The following is a 21,315-nucleotide window of genomic DNA, read 5'->3' as shown; positions in this document are numbered from 1 at the left end:
CGGCCTGTCGTCACGGCGACTGAGTTGCTGCGCGTGCGGCAGGCCTCGTGGGAGCGCCGGCTGGGGCTGGTGTCGTTGGTCGCTGAAGATCTGGCCAAGGCCGAGCACGCTGCGCAGGCGCTTCAGATCATTGGACGCAAGTACCGCGAGGCGCAACCGCTGCATCGCAACTGGTTGTTGCGCCGCTGGCCAGCAGTTCAGGTGATGTCGACAGTGAGCGTCGCTGCCGAGCATTACTCTCACGGCACCTTCTGGCCGAAGCTGACTGGCATCCTCGGTATCGACAGCGGCCAGAGCTTTCAGCAGGAGTGGGGGACCGCGTTCTTGGACAACCTCCGGGCGCTGGGCCTTCCCGACTTCCACGATATTGAGGATCCTGGAGCCCGCTTCGTCGGGCCGATTCTCCTGCACTCCGGGATACCCACCTACTGCCTGGGCGACTACTTCAGGCTCGTCGACGAACGCCGCACCAAGGACCCAACCCTCACCCCGGACGCGTTCGTGGCGTGGGCGGCGAACAAGGCCGCAGAGGGCAAGTTGTTCAACGTCGACAAGCCGGTGGAGCGGTTCCTCCGCTACGGCGGTGACTTCGCCGTCGACGTCAGCGACCGCGTGTTCGAGCTGCTCGATGTCGTCGCGGCTGGTGGCACGGGCGAGGAAGTGCCCCTGCCGGAACGGTTCCGCCTCGCGGCGGTCGCGCTCCGACAGGCCGGTGAGATCACCGAGGGTCGGGGCGCTCGTCGGTGGGACCGCCAACAGGCGGACCGGCCGGTCTTGGTGCTCGATCCCTACGGTCGCGGACCGCTCCTCAGGCTGCCCTCCGTTGACGAGGTCGGGCAGGCCCTGTGGACGGTGACGATCGGTACCCAGTCGGAACTCGTGCGCAGCGAGGCGGCGTGGCCGGGCGAGCCCGCCCCGCCGACCGACGTGCCCGTCATCGGCCCAGTCCGGGCGGCGACGGCTGCCCTGCTGCGACGTCCCGACCTCACGATGACGGTGCCGGTGGTCGACGACAAGGATCCTCTCCTCGCTTTCGCCGAGGAGGGCCGGCAGCTCCTCCCGGGGCTGCCCCTGCCCGGAGCCCCGGTGTGGTTGCTCTTTCCTGGCGGGCCCGACGACCTCGCGGTCGTCGGCGAGTCGGTGGTCCTGGCCGAGGGCGCACTTCCGCCGGGCTGGGGCGGCTGGACCCTGCGACTCCTTGACCTCTCCGGCGCCAGTATGGTCCGATCCTCCAGATCTGAACGTCCCCGCAGCGTGCGCAGGGTTGCGTCTGTGCGGATCACCCCTGGGGAGCCGATCCCGGGCCTCCTGTACGGCGGGGGCCCCGTCTTTGAGCAGGTGCCTCAAATCGAGCTGCCATCCGCTTCCAGATCGGACAGCAGTTGGTCCCTGACGATCACTGACGGTGTTGGGCGGGTGCTCGTTGAGAACCGAACGCTTCTGTCCGGTGACGACCTCGGCGAGGGACTGTGGTCAGGTGTTCCGCGACCGCTCTTGGGCACGTACCGAATCCGGGTGCGCGGTCCCTGGGGGCGGGGGGCCTCTCGCGACCTGGTGCTGGCCGAAGGCGTGCGCGTGGACTCTCAGCCCTCGTGGCGTCGGATCAGCCCCGATGGCCTGGTACCCGCGACCATCCGTCTCAGCCTCCCCCCCGGGCGTCGGAGCAGAGCTGTCGTCGTTCAACCTCGCGGAAGACCAAACCGAGCGGATGGTCACGTTGACTGCCCGCGACACCCTCCTCCGAGCCTTGGTGCGACCTGCTCACATGTCGATGTCTTACCAGTCGAGTGAACGCTCGACGACGGCGGGCATCCGGGCGGTGCCGTTGCATGCCGAGGACGTTCGCGAGGTGGGGGGAACGCTGACGATCGATCTGGACGCGGTGGGTGAGCCGACCCTGCACACCCTGGTGGGTGACCGATGCGTCCAGGAGCTTGTGCCCCTCGGTGGCAGCCGCCACGGCGTCTACCGCTTCAACCTTGCGCAGGTGGGCGACACGCTGGCCGCCCATCCACGCGCACGGCTGTCGTTGGACGAAGCAGGCTCCCTCGTCGTGGCCCAGGTGACCCCCCGCAGGCTGTATTCAGGTATCGAGCTGACCGAGGGCACCCTTGAGCTCATCGACAGCGTCGATGTCGAGGGACTCGTCGCGCTGGTCTACCCGGCTTTCGCACCGTGGCGAGGCGGGACGCGACTCGAGGTCCGACAGGGAAAGGCCGAGCTTCCGGAGGGGCTGCGCAACGCGGGGCCTGTCGTCGTGACCGTCCGGGTCGACGATCCGTGGGCTCCGGCGTCGGTCCCGGCATGGCCGGCCCCCGGGACCGCCCGGCTGCTCGACGCGCCCGGTTGGCTGATCAGCGAGGACGCCGAGGAAACGCAGCTGTCTCAGTGGTTGGCAGACGAGGACTTCTTCCCCACCGATCTCGCCGACCTCGCGATGGTCTGGGCGGTTGCCGCCCGGCTGCCGTGGCTCGGGGTGGCGAGCGAGCGATTCGCCGAGGTGTCGAAGGCCTGCCGCGATGTCCTCACCGACGACCCGGTCTCCTCACTCCTTGCCCTTGAAGAGAGCGGCATCGAAGCCGACCGGGTGCCCGAAGCGCTCATCCGTTCCGGGCTCGCCTGGACGCCCACAGCCCTGTCCTCCAGGGCCAGAGTGGCTTGGACCCGCGCCGGAGCGTTGCCAGTGGCGCTCCTCACCGCTCCCGGACTGGTCGAAGACGTCAAGCGGGGCTCGGACGCCGTTGCCGACGCACGGATGGTGTGCGGCGACGGTATGGACAGCCTCGTGCGTGGGAGCGACCCGTGGTCGGTTTTTGGACGCTACGACTCCACCGCTGAGCGGTATCTCGCGTTGGACCCGGATGCGCAACTGGAGTTTCGGCATCTTCTCGGGCTGGTCCCCCAAGGCCTGATCGACGGCGACACGCGAGTGCAGGCGTCTCTGAACCTGCTGGATCGACGGCACGACGCATCCGAACGGCTTCGCACCAAGGGCGCCGGGTGCCTCCAGCAGCTCCGCGCGTACCTCAAGGCTGTGGGGGACTCGGCAGGGGTGGACGCCGTCGCGGCCCGCTGCCATCCCACCCGGTCGGATGGGTGGCGGTCCTATCCGGCCCTGTCGCTGGGCCTCGCCTGGGTCGCACGACGAGCTGCGCGCGGCGACGCCAAGGCGCACCAGTGGGTGGCCCGGCAAGGGCGGCTCTGGACCGATCTGGCGCGCATCGCGCCGGACCTCGTCACGATCGACCTGATCGTGGCAGAACTGCTGCAAGCCGCCGCGCTGTCGAGCGCGAGCGAGGAGGACAAGTGACCGAGCACCTCGATCCCGTGAGGACCTCCGCGGACATCAAGGCGTCCTACCGCAGGTACCTGGGCTCGCTCATAGCTGCCCGCGACCCGAAGATCGCCACAGCGCTGACCAGCGCCATTGACTCCTCGCCACTGCTCGACAAGGGGCCCTACCTGGAGGCCACGCCGCCCTATGCGACCGGGTGCAGCATCCGCGAACTCGTCGACACTGGCGTGCTCTGCGCCGCCTTCACCGGCTTGGCCAGCCCTGCGCTGCCGCTTGACAGACCCCTGTATCGGCACCAGGAGGCGGCCATCAGGAAGGTCCGGGAAGGACGCAACGTCGTGGTTGCCACCGGCACGGGGTCAGGCAAGACCGAGTCATTCCTCATGCCGATCCTCGACAGCCTGGCCGCTGAACACGAGCGGGGCACCCTGGGTCCTGGCGTGCGGGCGTTGCTGCTCTACCCGATGAATGCCTTGGCCAATGACCAGATGAAGCGGCTTCGGTCGATCCTCGCCGACACCCCGCACATCACCTTCGGCCGGTACACCGGCGACACCGAGAACGACCCGCGCCGGGCAAAGGACCGTTTCGAGGAGCTCAACCCCGGCGAACGCCTCCTTCGCAACGAGTTGCTCAGCCGCGAGGAGATGCGCAAGACGCCGCCCAACCTGCTGCTGACCAACTACGCGATGCTGGAGTACCTGCTGCTCCGCCCGCAGGACATGGGCCTGTTCCCGAGCGACGGTGACGCGACCTGGCGCTTTCTGGTGATCGACGAGGCCCACGTCTACGACGGAACCCAGGGCGCCGAGATCGCCATGCTCGTGCGTCGCCTGCGCGATCGCGTGGCACCTGACCGGCCGCTGCAGTGCATCACCACCTCGGCCACAGTGGGCGCTGATACTGACCCGTCGTCGGTCACCGAGTTCGCCTCGCGTCTCTTCGGAGTGCCCTTCGAGTGGGTGCCCGACGACCCGGCGCGACAGGACCTGATCACCGCCGAGCGCCTCCAGGTTCCGCCAGGGCCGTTCTGGGGTCCGTTGACCGCCGAGGACTACCTCCGATTGGCACAGAGCCCTGCCCCCGACGCCGAGGTTCTGGCCCTGGCAAGCAGCCACGGCTTCACGGCGCCGGATGCGCGCTCGGCCCTGGCCCACGAGAACAGCCTCGTTCGGCTCAAGCGACTGCTGAGTGACGGACCTCAGCCCTTCGACACATTGCCGGCACGCGTGTTCCCTGATGACTCTCGTCGGCGGGAGGGGCTCGTCGCCCTGGTGGCCGTCGCCAGCGCGGTGAGAGGGCCGGACAGCTCGTCCGCGCTGTCTGCCCGGTACCACCTGTTCCTGCGCGCCACGGAGGGGGCGTTCACCTGCCTCTCGTCGTCCGGGCCCCACGTGCATCTCGCCCGGCACGAGCTGTGCCGTGACTGCGCTGCTCCGGTCTTCGAGTTGGGCGCCTGCAAGCGTTGCGGCGCGGTCCACCTGCTGGGCGTCCTGGAGTCGCGCGATGGGCGACTGCGGCTCGGCCCCCGCAAGGCGGACGCCCCCACCTCGTGGCTGGTTCTGGACGACAGCCTAGATCGGGTCGACGAGGATGAGGAGGCCGTGGCTGACGACGGTGGCGCCGTGGACGGTGCCGAGGCGAAGCTGTGCACCCAGTGCGGCGTGCTCACCACGGCGGACGCCACCCGCTGCGCCGATCCCGACTGCGGCAACTCGGCACTCCGGCGGGTTCGCAAGCTCAAGCAGCATGGCCAGGAGCTTCTCGGTTGCCTGGTGTGCGGGGCCCGCGGAGCCGGCACCGTCCGTGCCTTCGAGACCGGCGCGGACGCCGCGGGTGCAGTCATCACGACCTCCCTCTACCAGAGCCTGCCCGCCAGCGACGACCCTCGGGATGTAGGTCGGCCCGGCGAAGGCCGCAAGCTGCTCATGTTCAGCGACAGCCTGCAGGCGGCCGCCTACTTCGCGCCGTACCTGGAGGATTCGTACGGTCGGCTTCAGCGCCGGCGCCTGGTCATCCAGGGGCTGGAGTCGGCTGGTGCCGCCACGACGGAAGTGAACGTTCCGGACGCCCGGTTCCATGTCCGGCGCAGCGCGGATGCGGTGCAGGTGTTCAGGCGCGGCATGTCCGCCGCGGAACAGGAGCGGGTGATCGCCCCGTGGATCATGGCCGAGGCCGTGAGCATGGACGATCGACAGTCCCTAGAGGGCGTCGGACTCGTGCGCGTCACCCTGCGACGCGAGCCCGGCTGGAAGCCCCCGGAGCCACTCCTGCGGCTGGGCCTCACCCCCGACCAGGCGTGGGACTTCGTCGCGGAGCTGGTCCGAACCCTGAGGCTCCAAGGCGCTGTGACGATGCCCGACGACGTCCCGCCCAACCACGACATCTTCGCCCCACGGCTCGGGCCCATCTACGCACGCCTCAGCGGGCCGGAGCCCAAGAGAAAGGTGCTCTCATGGCTCCCCGGGCGCGGAAGCAACCGTCGCGTCGACTACGCGACCCGCGTGCTGGCAGCGCTCCGAAGTAACGCTGATCCCGGCGGCCTGCTGAACGGTGTCTGGCGTTTCCTCACCGACGCGGGCACCGAGGTCGACTGGTTGGCCTCCAGCACCAGAAAGGGGTTGGGTGCCGTCAGCCAGGTCGATCACCGCATGCTCCGGTTTGCGCTGGTGGGCGCCCACACCCCCGTGTATCAGTGCTCGACGTGTCAGCGCGTGGCTCCGGTGTCCGTGGCGGGAGTCTGCCCGGCGTTGGGGTGCTCCGGGGAATTGCTCCCTCTCGTCCCCCCGCCGGCGGACGTCGACCGCGATCACTACAGGGCCATCTACCGGTCGATGCTCCCAGTCCCGCTGGCGGCCAGCGAGCACACCGCGCAGTGGCGCAACACTGAGGCGGCCCGCATCCAGCAGGACTTCATCCGGGGCGAGATCAACGCACTGTCGTGTTCGACCACGTTCGAACTCGGGGTCGACGTCGGCGAGCTGCAGTCGGTGATGTTGCGGAACATGCCGCCCACCACCGCCAACTACGTCCAGCGTGCGGGGCGAGCCGGACGTCGCGCCGGCGCCGCCGCCCTGGTGGTCACGTACGCACAGCGACGGTCGCACGATCTGACCCAGTTCGCCGCTCCAGAAGCGATGATGACGGGTCGCATCCGTGCTCCCTACGTGCCTCTCGACAACGACCGCATCGACAGACGACACGCCCACTCCGTTGCGCTCGCGGCGTTCTTCCGGTGGTACCTGGAGCACGTCCACGGCATCTCCCGGAAGGCAGGCGAGTTCTTCATCGGCGACGGGGTGGGCGAACCACCGGTCGCGGCCGTCCGAACCTTCCTGGACCCCGTCCCTGCCGACGTGCAGGCTTCCCTCCGACGCGTCTTGCCGGTGGCCGTCCAGAACACCATCGGCGTCGACGGCGGCGAATGGGTGCCGGTGCTGCTCGAACTACTGGAGGAAGTGCGGCAGGAGCTGGCGGCGGACGTCTCCACGCTGCGGGGCATCCAGGACGAGGCGGTGGCCGCCCGCAACTTCAAACTCGCCGACCGCTACGAGGGCGTCCTGAACACGATCCTCGGCCGCGAGCTCTTGGGCCACCTCGCCAACCACAACGTGATTCCCAAGTACGGCTTCCCGGTCGATTCGGTGGAGCTGCGGACCGACTTCAGCACTGCCGAGCACTTCCTCGGGGCGAAGCTCGACCTGTCGCGGGACCTGTCACAGGCGATCCACGAGTACGCGCCGGACGCGTCGTTGGTCGCGGGCGGCTTGGAGTGGACGTCCCGCGGCATCTACCGGCTCCCCGGGAAGCAGCTCGTCGAGCTGAACTACCGCGTCTGCCGGCGGTGCGGTCAGTACACAGAGTCCTTCGGCGATGTCGAGCCGCAGTGCCCAACCTGCGGCGACGTGGCCGCCGCGGCCGCACGGAAGCTGATCATCCCCGAGTTCGGCTTCGTGGCGGCGCCCGACCCGAAACGACCCGGAGCCCGGCCACCCCGCGGCGCCTGGGGCGGCGCCACGCACGTGGTCAAACTCTCGGACGTCTCCCGCACGCGCTCGTTCGAACTCCCCGGGGGAACCATCAAGGCGTTCGTGGGTCCCCGAGGCCGCCTCATCTCCATCGCCGACGGGCCTTCCGAGCGTGGCTACCTGGTCTGTCGGTGGTGCGGCTGGGGCACGGCCCTGATCAACGTCGGGGGTCGGCGTCCGACCAAGCATCAGCACCTTCTGAGGGCGGGGCACGACTGCACGGGACCACTGGACTTGGTCGACCTCGCTCATCCGTACGAGACCGATCTGCTCTGGCTGGACGTCAGGCCGAACAAGATCTTCCGGGAGGAAGCCGCCTGGAAGTCCGTGCTGTACGCCTTGCTCGAGGCGGCGTCGGAGACCCTGCAGATCTCCCGAGACGACATCGGCGGCACCTTGTCGCCCACCGGCCCGGTCACGAAGTCGCTGGTTCTGTTCGACACGGTGCCGGGTGGCGGAGGGAATGTGCTGCGGATCGAGGAGAGGCTGGAGGACGTCCTCGGGGCCGCCCTGCGGCGGGTGACTGAGTGCGAATGTGGGCCGGAGACGTCCTGCTACGGCTGCCTGCGTGGCTACCGCAACCAGCGCGACCACGAGATCCTCTCGCGCGGGGCAGCAGCCGAACTGCTTACCTCACTCGGCGTGCGACCCAGGGCTGCGTCGGTTTGAGGGCGCGCGGCTGGGCCCCGGTAGGGTGACAATCCACAGGCTGGTGACAAGGGGGTGGAATGACTGGCGACTCCGGACGTTGGGTCGAGGTCACGAGTTCCCAGTTTGCCCATGAGGCAGATGGTCTCGACCTCGTCCGTCACCTGTTGCCGGACGAGACTCCCTATCGTGCCTGGTCGAACTTCGAGTTCCGCGACGCGCACGGGCGGTGGCACGAGATCGACTTGCTGGTGCTGGGGCGTGACGGCTTCCACCTTGTCGAGCTGAAGTACTACTCGGGCACCATCCGCGGCAACGACCTCACGTGGCTGCGCGACGGGCACCGTGCGGAGGATTCGCCGCTCAAGCTCGCCCGCCGCAAGGCGCAGTACTTCGCTTCCAAGCTGAAGGACGAGTACCTGGCTTGGGTGCGCGAGAAGCGAATCGCCGGCGCTGCTCCGGCCAATGAGGTCATCCCATGGGTCCAGGAGTCCGTCTTCCTGCACCACGAACGCGTCCGCGTCGACCTCCCCGAAAGCGCCAAACGCGACCTCCACGGGCTCGACGGTTTCGAGACCCCGTCGGGGCTACCGGGCATCTCAACCCTCCTCACGCGCCCCAGCGGGCCGCGCAGGCCGATCGGCCCCAACACCGAGGCCATCCTCGTGGCACTGCTCGCCCGCATCGGCCTGGTGCAGCGACGCGAGCGTGAGGCCGGCAGCTGGGTACTGGAGGGCGGTGCGATCGCCGAGGGGGACGGCTGGCAGGACTGGCTCGCCACCCACAAGGTCAGCCAGACCGAACGTCGCCGCATCCGCTTCCAGACGCTGCCCAGCGGTGCGTCTGCGGCCGAGCGCCATCGCGTCCGCCAGCTGGCGGAGCACGAGTACCGGACGCTGCGGCGCCTCACCCATCAAGGCGTGCTGCGGCCCGACGATCTGGTCGAGTGCGACCTCGGCATCGGGCTCGTGTACCCCTACGACCCCGACCAGCAACCCCTCGACCTGTGGCTGGCCGACCGGCCGGGTGGCGTCCCGCTCGAAACCCAGCTGGCGATCGTCCGTCAGGTCGGGGACGCACTGGCCTACGCGCACAGCAACCGGCTGGTGCACCGCGGCCTCTCGCCGCGTGCCGTCCTCGTGTCGGACAAGAGCGGACGCCTCCGCGTCGTCGTGGGCGACTGGCAGAGCGTGGGCGCGGTCGCCGCCGCCGGGACGCCGACCGCCGGGGTTACCGCCCTCTTCGGCACGGACGCCGCCACGCCCACCCCCGACGGGGAGCGCTGGCTCCAGGAGGGGTTCGCCGCTCCCGAGGCGGCCTTCGGGCGGGCCACGGATCGCGTCCGCCTCGACGTGTTCGGGCTGGGTGCGCTGACGTTCTACGTGCTCGCTGGCGCTCCCGCAGTCCGGACGGCTGTGGAACTGCGTGAACGGCTCGGCCGCCAGAGTGGTCTGGACCTCTCGATCGAACGACCGGAGGTGTCGCCGGCCCTGCGGGAAGCGGTCCTCAAGGCCACGCGCCCGCGCGTCAGCGACCGGACGGCGGACGTTCCCGCGTTCCTCGCCGATCTGGACGCCTCCGAGACGCCGGACCCCGAGGCGGGCGATCCGCTGGACGCCGCACCGGGCGCCCTGCTCGCCGGGCGGTTCACGCTGCGTCGTCGTCTGGGTGCCGGCTCGACCGCCGTGGGACTCCTGGTCTCGGACACCGCGGCCGAGGGGCAACCGGAGCGTGTCCTCAAGGTGGCCCTGGACGACCGTGCCGCGGCCCGGCTCGCCGACGAGGCCGATGTGCTGGCCAAGCTGCGCTCTCCCCGGCTCGTCGGGCTGATCGAGGGCCCGATGCTGGTGGACGGGCGGCAGTCGTTGCTGCTGAGCAACGCCGGGACGGACACCCTGGCGACGGTCCTGCGGCAGCGTCCTCGCCTCTCGCTCGACCTGCTCGAACGCTGGGGCAACGACCTCCTCGAGGCCCTGGTGGCGCTTGACCGGGCCGGCGTCGACCACCGCGACATCAAGCCGTCCAATCTGGGCGTGCTCGAGAACCGGGGTAACCGTGAGAAGCACCTGGTGCTGTTCGACTTCTCCCTGAGCAAGGCGGCGGCGTCTGCCACGCAGGCCGGCACCCCGCCCTACCTCGACCCCTTCCTCGGCGGCAAGCGCGATCGGTTCGACTCGGCCGCCGAGCGCTACTCCGCGGCGGTGGTCCTGTTCGAGATGGCCACCGGTCACACCCCGGTCTACGGGGACGGCCTGTCCGACCCTGCGGTCTTGAAGGAAGAGGCCGCGATCGAGCGGTCCGACTTCGACCCCGCGGTGGGCCCCCGCCTGGTGCCCTTCTTCCGATGCGCCCTTGCCAGCGACGCCAAGCGCAGGCACGACACGGCTGCCGACATGCTCCGAGCCTGGAAGGAATGCTTCGCGGCCACCGTCACGACCGTGACCGAGGACGCCGACGACCTGGCCGCCGCGGCCACCGTCGAGACCCCGCTCGTGCGGTCGGGGCTGTCGGCGCGTGCCCTGTCGGCGCTGGAGCCCTTTGGCGTCCGGACCGTGGGCGATCTGCTCGCCATCGACCCCGCGCGGCTGAGCCGCCTCAGCGGCACGGCCGAGGCCACCCGTCGGCAGATCAAGCAACGGGCCGCCGAGTGGCGCAGGCGGCTCGGCGCACCGAAGCGTCCAGGTTCGTGGAAGCCGGTGCGACCCGACACCCAACCCGGTCCGCAGGACATCGCGGAGCAACTGCTCGCCGTGGCTCGCGCCGGCCGCAACACCACCCGCGCCTCGCTGGTCTCACACATCCTGGGGATCGTCGGCACCGCGGATGCCTTCGCCACCCAAGGCTTGCTGGCTGCGTCCCTCGCCGAGCCTGTGACAGCAGCCAGGGCCAACCAGCTACTGGCCGATCTCCAGGAGGCGTGGGCCGAGGACGCCGGCACCTTGGCCACCCTCAAGGAGCTCCACGACAAGGTGTCCACGCGGTTGACCGAACTGGGCGGGGTGGCGACCGCACAGGAGCTCACGACGTTCCTGGTGGGGGAGTTCCCGGACGCCAGTGAGGACGAGTCGAGGGTCGTCGAGGGACTGCTGCGACTGACGGTCGACCGTGACCGCGCGGTCGCCCGCGGAGGCGGCGACCCCGGCTGGACGACCCGCCGCCGCGAGGGACAGCCCCTGCTGATCGCCGACGTCCCGATCCTGCTCGACGTTGCGGAGTCCTTGGGGCAGGCCGCCGATCGGCTGATCGCCGGCGTCAACGGTGACGGCCACGACGCGCTTGTCCCGGAGGCCCGCGCGGGTGAGGCGCTGATCAGCGTGCTCGGACGCGCGGTCGTGCCCGAACCACTTCGGGACGCGGCCCGCTTGGTCCAGCTCGCCGCCACGACCTCGCTCCGGCCCGGGCCCTCGCGCTGACGCTGCCGGCAGTCGCCGCCGGCCAGAGCCTCGACCCCGCCGAGATCCGCGATCGGGTCCGCGCGCGCTTCCCCGCACTGCCGCCGCTGCCCGAGCGCCCCAACCTCGACCGGATCGTGGAGGACGCCAACGTCGGGCTCATCTGGGACGAGGGGCCGCCCCGCCGCTACCGCCCGATACTGGCAGCGCGCGATACCACCGGCCTCGCCACCCGGCACGTCACCGTCCTTGCCCCTGATCCGGCCGAAGTCGCGCTCCATGGGGCGGTTGCGCACCGGCTCGCCGAGAGCCGCGCCAAGCGCTCCTTCCTGGTGCTGGGCGTGCCGGCCACACACGTGGACCACGCCCCCGGAGTGCTGGTCGAGTCGTACGGCGCAGAGGTGATCGACCTCTCCGAGACCCTCATCGACGCCATGCGGCGGCTGGCCGTCGCACGTGGCCTGCCCTGGCTGGCCGCCCTCAACGCGGACGCCGAACCCACCGCGAGCCGCCCCGGGCAGGGGCTGCGGAGCCTCGTCACCGCAGCCCTGCCGGCGGTCACGGACGCCATCGCCGCAGCCCTCGCCGTGCCCGGCGACGCACCGCTGGTGCTGACCGAGCCGGCGCTGCTCGCGCGCTACGACGCCGTGAAGCCGATCCTGGGGCCGTGGCTCGACCTGGCCACGTCGCGTCCGCGCGCGCTGTGGCTGGTGGTGCCGCAACTGCACGCGAACCACGGTGCCGTCGTCGATGGCCGCCCGCTGCCCTTGGCCGCCCCCGGTCAGTTCGTCCGCGTTGATCGCGACTGGCTCGACGCCCGCCGCACCCTGGAAGGAAGCACCGCATGACCGTGCAGTCTGCTGCTCTCGTCGCCGACCTGAAGGCGCTGGTGCTGCGGCTGGAGGATGACCTGCGTGAGCGGGTCCAGTCCCAGTCGGAGGTGCTGGCGGCCTGGCAGGACGAGCACCGGCGCGCGGCGGCCGCGGAACGCACTGCTAGCACGTGGCAGGCCTGGCGGGACGACCGGGTCACCCAGGCCGCGGTCGCGTGGGTGTTGACGACGGTGTTCGTGCGGTTCTGCGAGGACAACGCGCTCCTGCGACCGGTGTGGATCTCCGGGCCGCCCGCCCGACGGCAGGAGGCGCTGGACGCCGAGGCCGCCTACTTCCGCGCCCATCCGGAGGACACCCACCGCGAGTGGCTGCTCCAAGCAATCGAGCACCTCCGTCGGACGCCCGCCACCGCCGCGCTCGTTGACGAACGCTCGGCGCTGTGGACCGTCTCCCCGTCCGGACGCTCCTCCACGGCCCTTCTTACCTTCTGGCGCGAGCGCGCTGAAGGTGGCGAACTCGTGCGCGACTTTGCCGATCCGGCCCTCGACACGCGGTTCCTCGGTGACCTCTACCAGGACCTCTCCGAGCACGCCAAGAAGACCTACGCACTGCTGCAGACCCCCGACTTCGTCGAGGAGTTCATCCTCGACCGCACCCTCGAGCCTGCCTTGGCCGAACGGCCGCTGGAGGGCTTCAAGCTCATCGACCCCGCGTGCGGGTCGGGCCACTTCGTGCTCGGCGCGTTCACGCGGCTCCTCGACCGTTGGCACCGCCACGCCCCGGGGCTGGAGCCCCGCGTCCGCGTGCAGAAGGCTCTGGACTCAGTCTGGGGCGTCGATATTAATCCCTTCGCCATCGCTATCGCGCGGTTTCGGCTGCTGTTGGCTGCCCTGGACGCCGTCGGAGCCCGCTCGTTCGAGGGCGCGCCCGACTTTGAGATCCACCTGCTGGCGGGCGACTCGCTCTACTTCGCCAACGACCCCCACCAGCAGTCGCTCGTTCCGCACGCGAGTTTCGCCTTCTCCGCCGAGGACGCCAGCGCACTCGAAGCCGCGCTGGCGTTGGGCACTTACGACGCGGTCGTCGCCAACCCGCCCTACATCACGGTCAAGGACGCCAAGCTCAACGCTGCCTACCGCGAGCGGTACAACCACCTCAAGGGCAAGTACCAACTGACGGCGCCCTTCATGGAGTTGCTGTTCAAGCTGTCCAAGCCTCAGTCAGGCGACCAGCCGGCAGGTTGGGTCGGGCAGATCACGTCGAATGCGTTTATGAAGCGTGAGTTTGGCGTGCCCATGGTCGAAAACCTCCTCGCACACCTCGACCTGCGGCTGGTCGTCGACACCTCCGGCGCCTACATCCCAGGACACGGCACACCCACCATCATCCTGGTCGGCCGCAATCGGTCACCCGAGAGCGCGACCCTGCGCGCCGTGCTGGGTGTTCGCGGTGAACCCGGACGGCCGGAGGACCCGGTCCTCGGACAGGTCTGGACCGCAATTATGCAGGGCGTTGACGCCCCGGGGACGGCCAACGCATGGATCAACGTGGCCGACCTCGACCGTGCTTCGCTCGCCCACCACCCCTGGAGCCTGTCCGGGGGCGGGGCTGTTGAGGCACTCGCCACCGTGGAGGCAAACCGCACTGCGACACTCGCACCGCAGACGCACCGCATCGGCGTCTTCGGGATCATGGGCAATGACGATGCGATGATGGTGTACCCAGGCGTGCCGCATCGCATGGGTCTCGAGCCATCCGCGACTGCCGAACTAGTCGTCGGCGACATCGTGCGTGACTTCCGTATCAGTGACACCTGGCCGACGTGGTTCCCCTATACCGGACGACACAAGCTGCGCCGGCTCGCCGAGTTTCCTCGCTGGGCGGCGCACCTGTGGCGTACGCGGACTGACCTCGGGAATCGCGCGACCTTCACCAAAGGGACCTATTTCAGTGATGGGCGTCCCTTCTACGAGTGGCACCAACTACCCCAAGATCTCGGCGCACACCCCTGGGTCATCACCTTCGCGTTCGTGGCGACGCACAACCACTTCGTGTTGGACCGCGGCGGGAAGGTCTTCAACCGCTCGGCGCCGGTGATCAAGCTGCCAGCCGGGGCGTCCGAGGATGATCACCTGAGGTTGCTGGGGGTGCTGAACTCGTCGACGGCGTGTTCTGGCTTAAGCAGAACAGCCATTTCAAGGGCGTTGGGGGCGTCAATCAGGAGTCTCGCACCGAGATGTGGGAGGGCTTCTACGAGTTCACCGGTACCACGCTGCAGGAGTTCCCGCTTCCGAAGGACTTGCCGCTGGAGCGGGCACGCATCCTCGATGGGCTGGCCCAGGACCTGTCAGGCCGGCAGGTGTCGGCTCTGATCGAGACAGCCACCCCGACGGCCGACCTGTTGCGGGAGGCCGAGGCGGCGCAGTCATCCCTGCGGGGGCGGATGATCTCGCAGCAGGAGGAGTTGGACTGGGAGGCGTACGCATCCTACGGGCTGCTGGACGAGGCGCTGACATACTCGGGCGAGCCGCCAGAGGTGCAGCTGGGGGAGCGTGCTTTCGAAGTTGTGTTGGCCCGAAAGGTTGCCGTAGGCCACGTTGGGACGGCTTGGTTCAGACGGCACGATTCGAGGCCGATCACGGGCCTCCCCGCGCGCTGGCCCCAGGACTACCGCGAGTTGGTGCAGCGTCGGATTGACGCAATCGAGTCGGTGGCCGGGATCCGGTTACTGGAAGCGCCGGAGTACAAGCGGCGTTGGTCGAGCGAGCCATTCCAGACGCAGGCAGAGAAGGCCCTGCGCGGCTGGCTGCTCGACCGCCTCGAGAACCGCGAGCTGTGGTTCTCGCGGCAGGGGCATCCGTCGCCGCGGTCGGTGGCGCAGCTGGCCGACGAGCTGGGCCGGGACGCGGAGTTCGTGTCGGTGGTCGAGTTGTGGCGCGGTAAGGGCGTTCGACTGGTCGACGCGCTGGGCGTCCTGCTGGAGCCGGAGGCCGTCCCGTACCTGGCGGCGTACCGGCTGAAGGACCCCGGGCTGCGTAAGTTCGTCGACTGGCAGCGCACGTGGGAGCTGCAGCGCCAGGAGGACGCCATGCGTCCCGCAGGGGACGCGCCCGAGGCCGAGAAGAAGGCCGCGAACGCGCGCGCCGACAAGTTCGCGGCGACGATCCCGGTGCCACCGAAGTACACGTCGGCCGACTTCCGGAAGCCGTCGTACTGGTCGGCGCGCGGGAAGCTTGACGTGCCGAAGGAGCGGTTCATCGCGTACCCGGGCGCGGGCCGGGCCACCGATCCGACGGCCCTGCTGGGGTGGGCGGGCTGGGACCACGCGCAGCAGTCCTTGGCGCTGGCCACGATCATCGCCGCACGGGAGGCCGACGGGGCGCCCGACGACGTGCTGGTCCCCCTGGTGGCCGGCATGGCCGAGTTGCAGCCGTGGGTCCAGCAGTGGCACGCCGAGGTCGACCCGGCGTTCGGGCAGAGCCCGGCCGAGTTCACCGGGCAGGAGCTGGCACAACGGGCCCGGCAGGTCGGCCGATCGTTGGAGCAGTTGGCGGCCTGGCGTCCGCCGGCTGCCACACGGGGGAGAAGGGCGAAGGCATGAGCATGCTGTTGAGGGACGTCATCGACATCCCCGAGAAGGCCGGCGCCGAGGACTATGTGTTGCGGCTCACCGACAGCGTCGAGGAATCTCACCTGGCGCGGACGCTCGACGACTACGTGGTGACGCCTGCGCTGGTCGAGTCGTTCGACGGGGCGCTCAACCTGGTCGCGGACGCCGTGCGCCAAGGTGTGAGCCGCGGAGCCTTCCTCACCGGTTCGTTCGGGTCGGGCAAGAGCCACTTCATGGCGGTGCTGTACGCGCTGCTGCGGCAGGTGCCCCAGGCGCGGGGGCTTGACCTGCTGGGCCCGGTCGTGGCGCGGCACGATCCGGTGCTGCAGGGCAAGCGAGTACTGCCCCTGGCGTTCCACTTCCTGGCTGCAGAGTCCATGGAACAAGCGCTGTTCTCGGGGTACCTGAACCAGATCCGCGCCCTGCACCCCGGCTGCTCACTGCCGGCGCTGCACCGCTCCGACCAGATCCTCGTCGACGCCGACCACCTCCGCGACCTCCAGGGCGACGTGGCGTTCTTCGACGGGCTGAACGCGGGCGCCGCCACCGGGGGCGACGACGTCTGGGGCGCGTTCTTGGGCGCCAGTACCTGGACTCCTGAACGTTACGAGGCGGCGCGGGCCGCAGCGCCGGGCTCGCAGCTGCGCCAGGAACTGGTGAGTGCGCTGGCCGGCACGTACTTCACCTCGTACACGACGCAGGCCGAGTTCGTCGACCTCGACTCCGGGCTGGCGGCGATCTCCCAGCATGCCAAGGGGCTCGGGTACGACGCCGTCGTGCTGTTCCTCGACGAGGTCGTTCTGTGGTTGGCCTTCGCGGTGCGCGATGCCTCCTGGTTCGCTCGGGAAAGCCAGAAGCTCTCGAAGCTGGTCGAAGGCGGATTGGGGGCGCGGGCCATCCCGTTGGTGTCGTTCGTGGCGCGGCAGCTCGACCTGCGTCGCTGGTTCGCCGACGCAGGTGCGTCCGGCGCCCAGCAGGAAGCTCTGGACCAGGCGTTCCGGCACCAGGAGGGCCGGTTTGCGCAGCTCCGGCTCGGTGACGACAACCTCGCCTACGTCGCCAACCGGCGCCTGCTGCGTCCCAAGGACGCCGATGCGGCGCGTGTGCTCGACGACGCGTTCCGGCGGATTGACCGCAGCCCGGGCGTCTGGGACGTCCTGCTCGACGGCGTCAACTCGGACGACCAGCACCGGGGGGCCGACGAGACGGCGTTCCGGCTGACCTACCCGTTCTCACCTGCCCTGGTGTCGACGCTGCGGTCGCTGGCGTCCGTCATGCAGCGGGAGCGGACCGCCCTCAAGGTCATGCAGCAAATGCTGGTCGACCGGCGCGACACGCTGACCGTTGAAGACGTGATCCCCGTCGGAGACGCCTTCGACTACATCGTCACCGGACAGAGCGGACAGGCACTCGACGCCCAGGTGGCTGCCCTCTTCCGGTCGGCGGAAAAGCTGTACGCCGAGAAGCTCCGGCCGCTGCTGCTGAAGCCCTATCCGGTGACAGAGAAGGAGCTGGCGGCGGGCGCAGAGCGTCCAGCCGGCCTCGCGGCGGACGAGAGGCTGGCCAAGACGCTGCTGCTGTCGGCGGTGGCGCCGCACGTTCCGGCCTTGAAGGGGCTGGACGCCGCCCGCCTGGCGTCGCTGAACCACGGGTCGATCGTGGCCATGCTGCCTGGTGGCGAGGTGACGATGGTGGCCGCCAAGGTGAGTACGTGGTCGAAGTCGGTGCCGGAGATCAAGGCCGACTCCGCCTCTGCGAATCCAACGATCAGGGTCGTGCTGTCGGACGTCGACTACGAGTCGGTCGTCGAGCGCGCCCGCGGTGAGGACAATGAGGGACGCCGCCGCGAACTGATCAAGGCCCTGGTCGTCGAGAGTCTCGCCTTGGCCCTCGATCCGCCCGACATGTTGGGGGCCCAAAGGCACCGCTTCGTGTGGCGTGGTTCCGGCCGCGAGGTCTACCTGGTCTTCGGCAACGTCCGTGACGCGAATTGGCTGACCGACGACCACTTCCGCGCACCGGCCGGCGCCTGGAAGTTCGTGATCGACGTGCCGTTTGACGACGAGGGTCACTCGTCGGTGGAGGACGTGGAACGCGTCGATCGACTCATCGCGTCCAACCTGCAGGAGCGGACGCTCGTCTGGATCCCGCGGTTCTTCTCGAGCGAGCGCATGCGGGACGTCCGACGGTTGGTCATCCTGAACTGGCTGCTGGACGGCAGCGGCGACCGGTTCGCCGGCTATGCCGACCACCTGTCGGAGGCCGACCGGGGGATCGCGCGGGCCATCCTGGAGTCGCAGCGCACGACGCTGAAGCACGAGCTCGAGCGAGCGATCGGCGTCGCGTACGACGCGGCCTCGCCGACGCGGAGCGACGACGTCCAGACCGATGCGGCGCACGACAGGGTGATCAACTCGTTGGTGCGGTGGTTCACGCCCCAGCCGCCGGTCGCGGCCACGCTGGGCGGCGCCTTCGCGTCGCTGGTGCAACAGGCGTTCGATGCGTACTACCCGGCGCACCCTCACTTCGAGCCCGCCGACAAGGAGATCACCCGACGCGAGCTGGGCGTCGTGCTGGCCCATGTGAGTCGGGCGCTGGCCACGCCGGACGGGCGCGTCCCGCTGGAGGGAGACATCAACGCCGTGCGGCGGATCGCCAACCCGCTGCGGGTCGGCTGGGCTGCGGAGACCCACTTCCTGATGGGCGACGATCGCTTCAACGAGTGGGGCCCGGCGTTCGAGCGGGCACTCGGTGCCCGCGGTGGCGACCTGTCGGCTCCGGTCACGGTGTCCGAGGCGCGGTCCTGGATCGACGCGTTGGAGCCCAAGCGAGGGCTCAAGCCCGAGGTCGCTGACTTGGTGATCCTGGCGTGGGCGGCGCTGCGGCGTCGCGCCTGGTTCCTGCGCGGAGCGGCGATTGCGGCGCCCTCGCCGGGCGAGCTTCGCCCGGAGATGGAGCTGCGCGAGCAACCGATGCCCTCGGCCGCAGAGTGGAAGACGGCCACCGAGATGGCCGCGCTCCTGTTCGGCGTCAGCGCGGGCGCCTACCTGACACCGGCGGAGGTGGCGTCGTTCGCCGAGAAGGTGAAGGCGGCCGCCCAAGATCGCCACCAGCCCGCGTACCGGCTGCAGGCCGCGCTCGAGGAGACGCGCCAGCGACTGGGACACGTGGATCGGCAAGAGTCAGCGCGCCTGGCGACGGCACGGGCGACGGCTTCCCTGGCCGACCGGCTGCGTCAGCTCGGCGGCGTGGAGCTGATCCGGGCGCTCGCAACGGCGAGCGTCCCTGAGCCCGCCCGCGCGGGACGGTCGCTCACCACCGCGGACGCGGTGGTCGGCGTCCTGAAGAGGTTCGAGTGGGATCGTCTGGAACCACTCCGTCGAGCCGCCGGCGGCGAGGGGCGGCCGGCCGATAGGGCGTCCGAGATCGTTCGGGCGCTCGAGGCGGCCGTGGACGACGACGAGCTCACCCAGGCCATCGCCCCGGCCATGCAACGTGCAGACCGGGAGGTCTTCGACTGGCTGCGTGATCAGGTAGTCACGCCGCCGCCCCCACCGCCGCCTCCGCCTCCACCACCGCCACCGCTGCCGCGGGGCAAGCGGACGCTGCGTCCGGGGGAGGGTCTGGAAGCGGTGACCGCGGACTTGCAGGCCTTCCGGACACAAAACGCCGGACGTCCGGTGACCGTGGAATGGCGAACGGAATGAGCGGTGCCGTGGCGACGACGGTCACACCCGCGATGGTGCGCGCCCTGATCGACGAGGCCAAGAGGAAGAACTACGACCACGGCGTCCTCGGATTCCGGTCCACCGCCCAAGGAGTCGAGCCCCAAACGTTCCAACACGACGGGCAGACGGTGGCGGTCGTGCCGTGTGTGTCGGCCCTGGCTGCGCGGGCGGCGCTGGCGGAGCGGCCCGCTGACGGCTGGCTCGTGCTCGTGACCGATCGCAGTGATGACGACCTCGGTGCCGGGCTGCTGGCCCACCTGGTCGGACAGCGGCTTCGATCGCCGGACGCGTGGCAGGCCGTCCAGCAGCGATTCGCTGCCACCGGGATCGACACCCATCTTGCGGGCGGGCCCGGCCACCGGGACATCGCCGCTGGACTGCTGGAAGCGACCCCACCGGAAGGGTGGCCTCCGGCGCCGGCTGGGCTGCTGAGCCGCGACCACGCCTTCGGCGCGGTGGCGCGACGTTGGCTGGACGTCCCCGACGGACCGCTCGACCTCCTGGGCGTCCTCGACTGGTCGACGAAGCGGGCGGGAACGGCGCGCATCGGGGATCTGCGGCGCCTGGCCGGCGACGCGCTGACGGACGCCGTGCTCGCGTGGTTCGCCGCGTCGACGGGGCCTGCCGCCCCCGTGGTGGCCCGGCTCGTCGAGGGGGGCGCCGTCTCCGACCTTCTGCCACTCGGCCTGGTGCTCGACCCGCTGCTCGCCGACCCGACCACGGACGCCGCCCTCGTGATCGCCCGCCTGCAACACCGCTGGGGGGCTGTGCCGCCCAGTGCGCTGAGCGCTCTCGCCGCCGGAGCCACCGCCGTCGCGGGCGACCTGCTGGCTGACGACGCTCGCCGCGAGGAGGTTGCGCGCGTGCTGGCGCGCGCGGACGAGTTCGCCCGCGAGGGACAGGGTGAACCCCTGATGATCCGATCTGCCGTGCTGAGGTCCGGTCTGGTCCAGCGGCTGCGCCGACTGGCCGACGAGCTTCGCCGCGATCCCGCGGATCGGCTCCCCGCCATCGAGGCGGCCTGGGCTTTGGTGGCCGAGCATCGGCTTCGTGGCTTCGAGGCCAGTGTGCCGGCCCTTCTCGCTGCGGTTCGCCTCGTGAGGTGGTTGGCCGGAGCGGCGTCCGAGGAAACGCCGAGGGCGTTGGCGGCTCTGGCTCGCCGGCAGGCCGACGTGGATGCCTGGGTGGATTCGGCGGTCAACGACGCGACGGCGGGCGTCGACGACGAGCGGGTCGCTGCCGCGCTGGAGGACGTCCTGGCCCGGGTGAGGCTCGTGCGGGACGAGCACGACCGGCAATTCGCGCGCGCACTCGCCGAGACGTCCGGCGGGGCATCTGTTGCGGGCAATCTGGGGGACGCCGACGCGCCCGTCTGGCTGCTGGAGCACGTGCTGGCGGACGTGGTCGCGGATGTGGCGCGGAAGCAGCCGACACTGCTGCTGGTGCTGGACGGACTGAGCACCGGGGTCGCCACCGAGGTGGTGGCGGACATCGACCAGCGCACCGACGTCGCGATGACCGAGGCGCTCCTGCCCCGGCTGCAGCGTCGCGGGGCCGCGCTGGCCGTCCTGCCGTCCATCACCGACGCGAGCCGGACGTCGCTGCTGTGCGGGACGCTCACGACCGGCCAGCAGGCCACGGAGCTCGCCGGCTACCAGCGTCTCGTCTCCGGGCTGGGTCTTGGGGAGTCGCCCCTGTTCCACAAGCGGATCCTGGACACGTCGCGTCCGGGCTTTGCGGTGTCGGACGAGGTCAAGACGGCGATCGCCGACCCCTCGAAG

7 protein-coding genes and 1 pseudogene are annotated in these 21,315 nt (G+C 70.1%); all 8 read left to right on the top strand.

Annotation, left to right across the window (positions count from 1 at the left end):
- Window positions 1-1,791, top strand: a 1,791-nt coding sequence (locus Q1K57_RS14020) for a hypothetical protein (protein WP_300083672.1), incomplete at its 5' end; no start/stop codon positions are given.
- The gene (locus Q1K57_RS14015) at window positions 1,766-3,310 is read left to right on the top strand and encodes a hypothetical protein (RefSeq protein ID WP_300083670.1); all 1,545 of its coding nucleotides are present in this window, start codon (window positions 1,766-1,768) and stop codon (window positions 3,308-3,310) included. The genes Q1K57_RS14020 and Q1K57_RS14015, both read left to right, overlap by 26 nt.
- Window positions 3,307-7,992, top strand: a complete 4,686-nt coding sequence (locus Q1K57_RS14010) for a DEAD/DEAH box helicase (protein WP_300083668.1) — start codon at window positions 3,307-3,309, stop codon at window positions 7,990-7,992. The genes Q1K57_RS14015 and Q1K57_RS14010 overlap by 4 nt, the downstream gene beginning before the upstream one ends.
- Before the next feature lie 59 nt (window positions 7,993-8,051).
- Window positions 8,052-11,384: a BREX system serine/threonine kinase PglW gene (gene pglW / locus Q1K57_RS14005; protein ID WP_300083666.1), complete on the top strand. Its 3,333-nt coding sequence runs from the start codon at window positions 8,052-8,054 to the stop codon at window positions 11,382-11,384.
- A gap of 116 nt (window positions 11,385-11,500) precedes the next feature.
- Window positions 11,501-12,211, top strand: a complete 711-nt coding sequence (locus tag Q1K57_RS14000; protein WP_300083664.1) for a hypothetical protein — start codon at window positions 11,501-11,503, stop codon at window positions 12,209-12,211.
- Window positions 12,208-15,797, top strand: a pseudogene (gene pglX, locus Q1K57_RS15805) (BREX-2 system adenine-specific DNA-methyltransferase PglX). Before Q1K57_RS14000 ends, pglX begins: the two are co-directional and overlap by 4 nt.
- Entirely contained in the window at window positions 15,794-19,513 is a 3,720-nt protein-coding gene (locus Q1K57_RS13985; protein WP_300083660.1) for a hypothetical protein, read from the top strand. Before pglX ends, Q1K57_RS13985 begins: the two are co-directional and overlap by 4 nt.
- A gap of 8 nt (window positions 19,514-19,521) precedes the next feature.
- Window positions 19,522-21,315 (top strand): BREX-2 system phosphatase PglZ (pglZ, locus tag Q1K57_RS13980; protein WP_300083658.1); only part of this gene is annotated, 1,794 nt, incomplete at its 3' end.

It is taken from the genome of Propioniciclava sp. (assembly GCF_029977985.1).
In the GTDB taxonomy this organism is placed as follows: domain Bacteria; phylum Actinomycetota; class Actinomycetes; order Propionibacteriales; family Propionibacteriaceae; genus Propioniciclava.
This window is presented reverse-complemented; position numbering and strand designations above follow the sequence as displayed.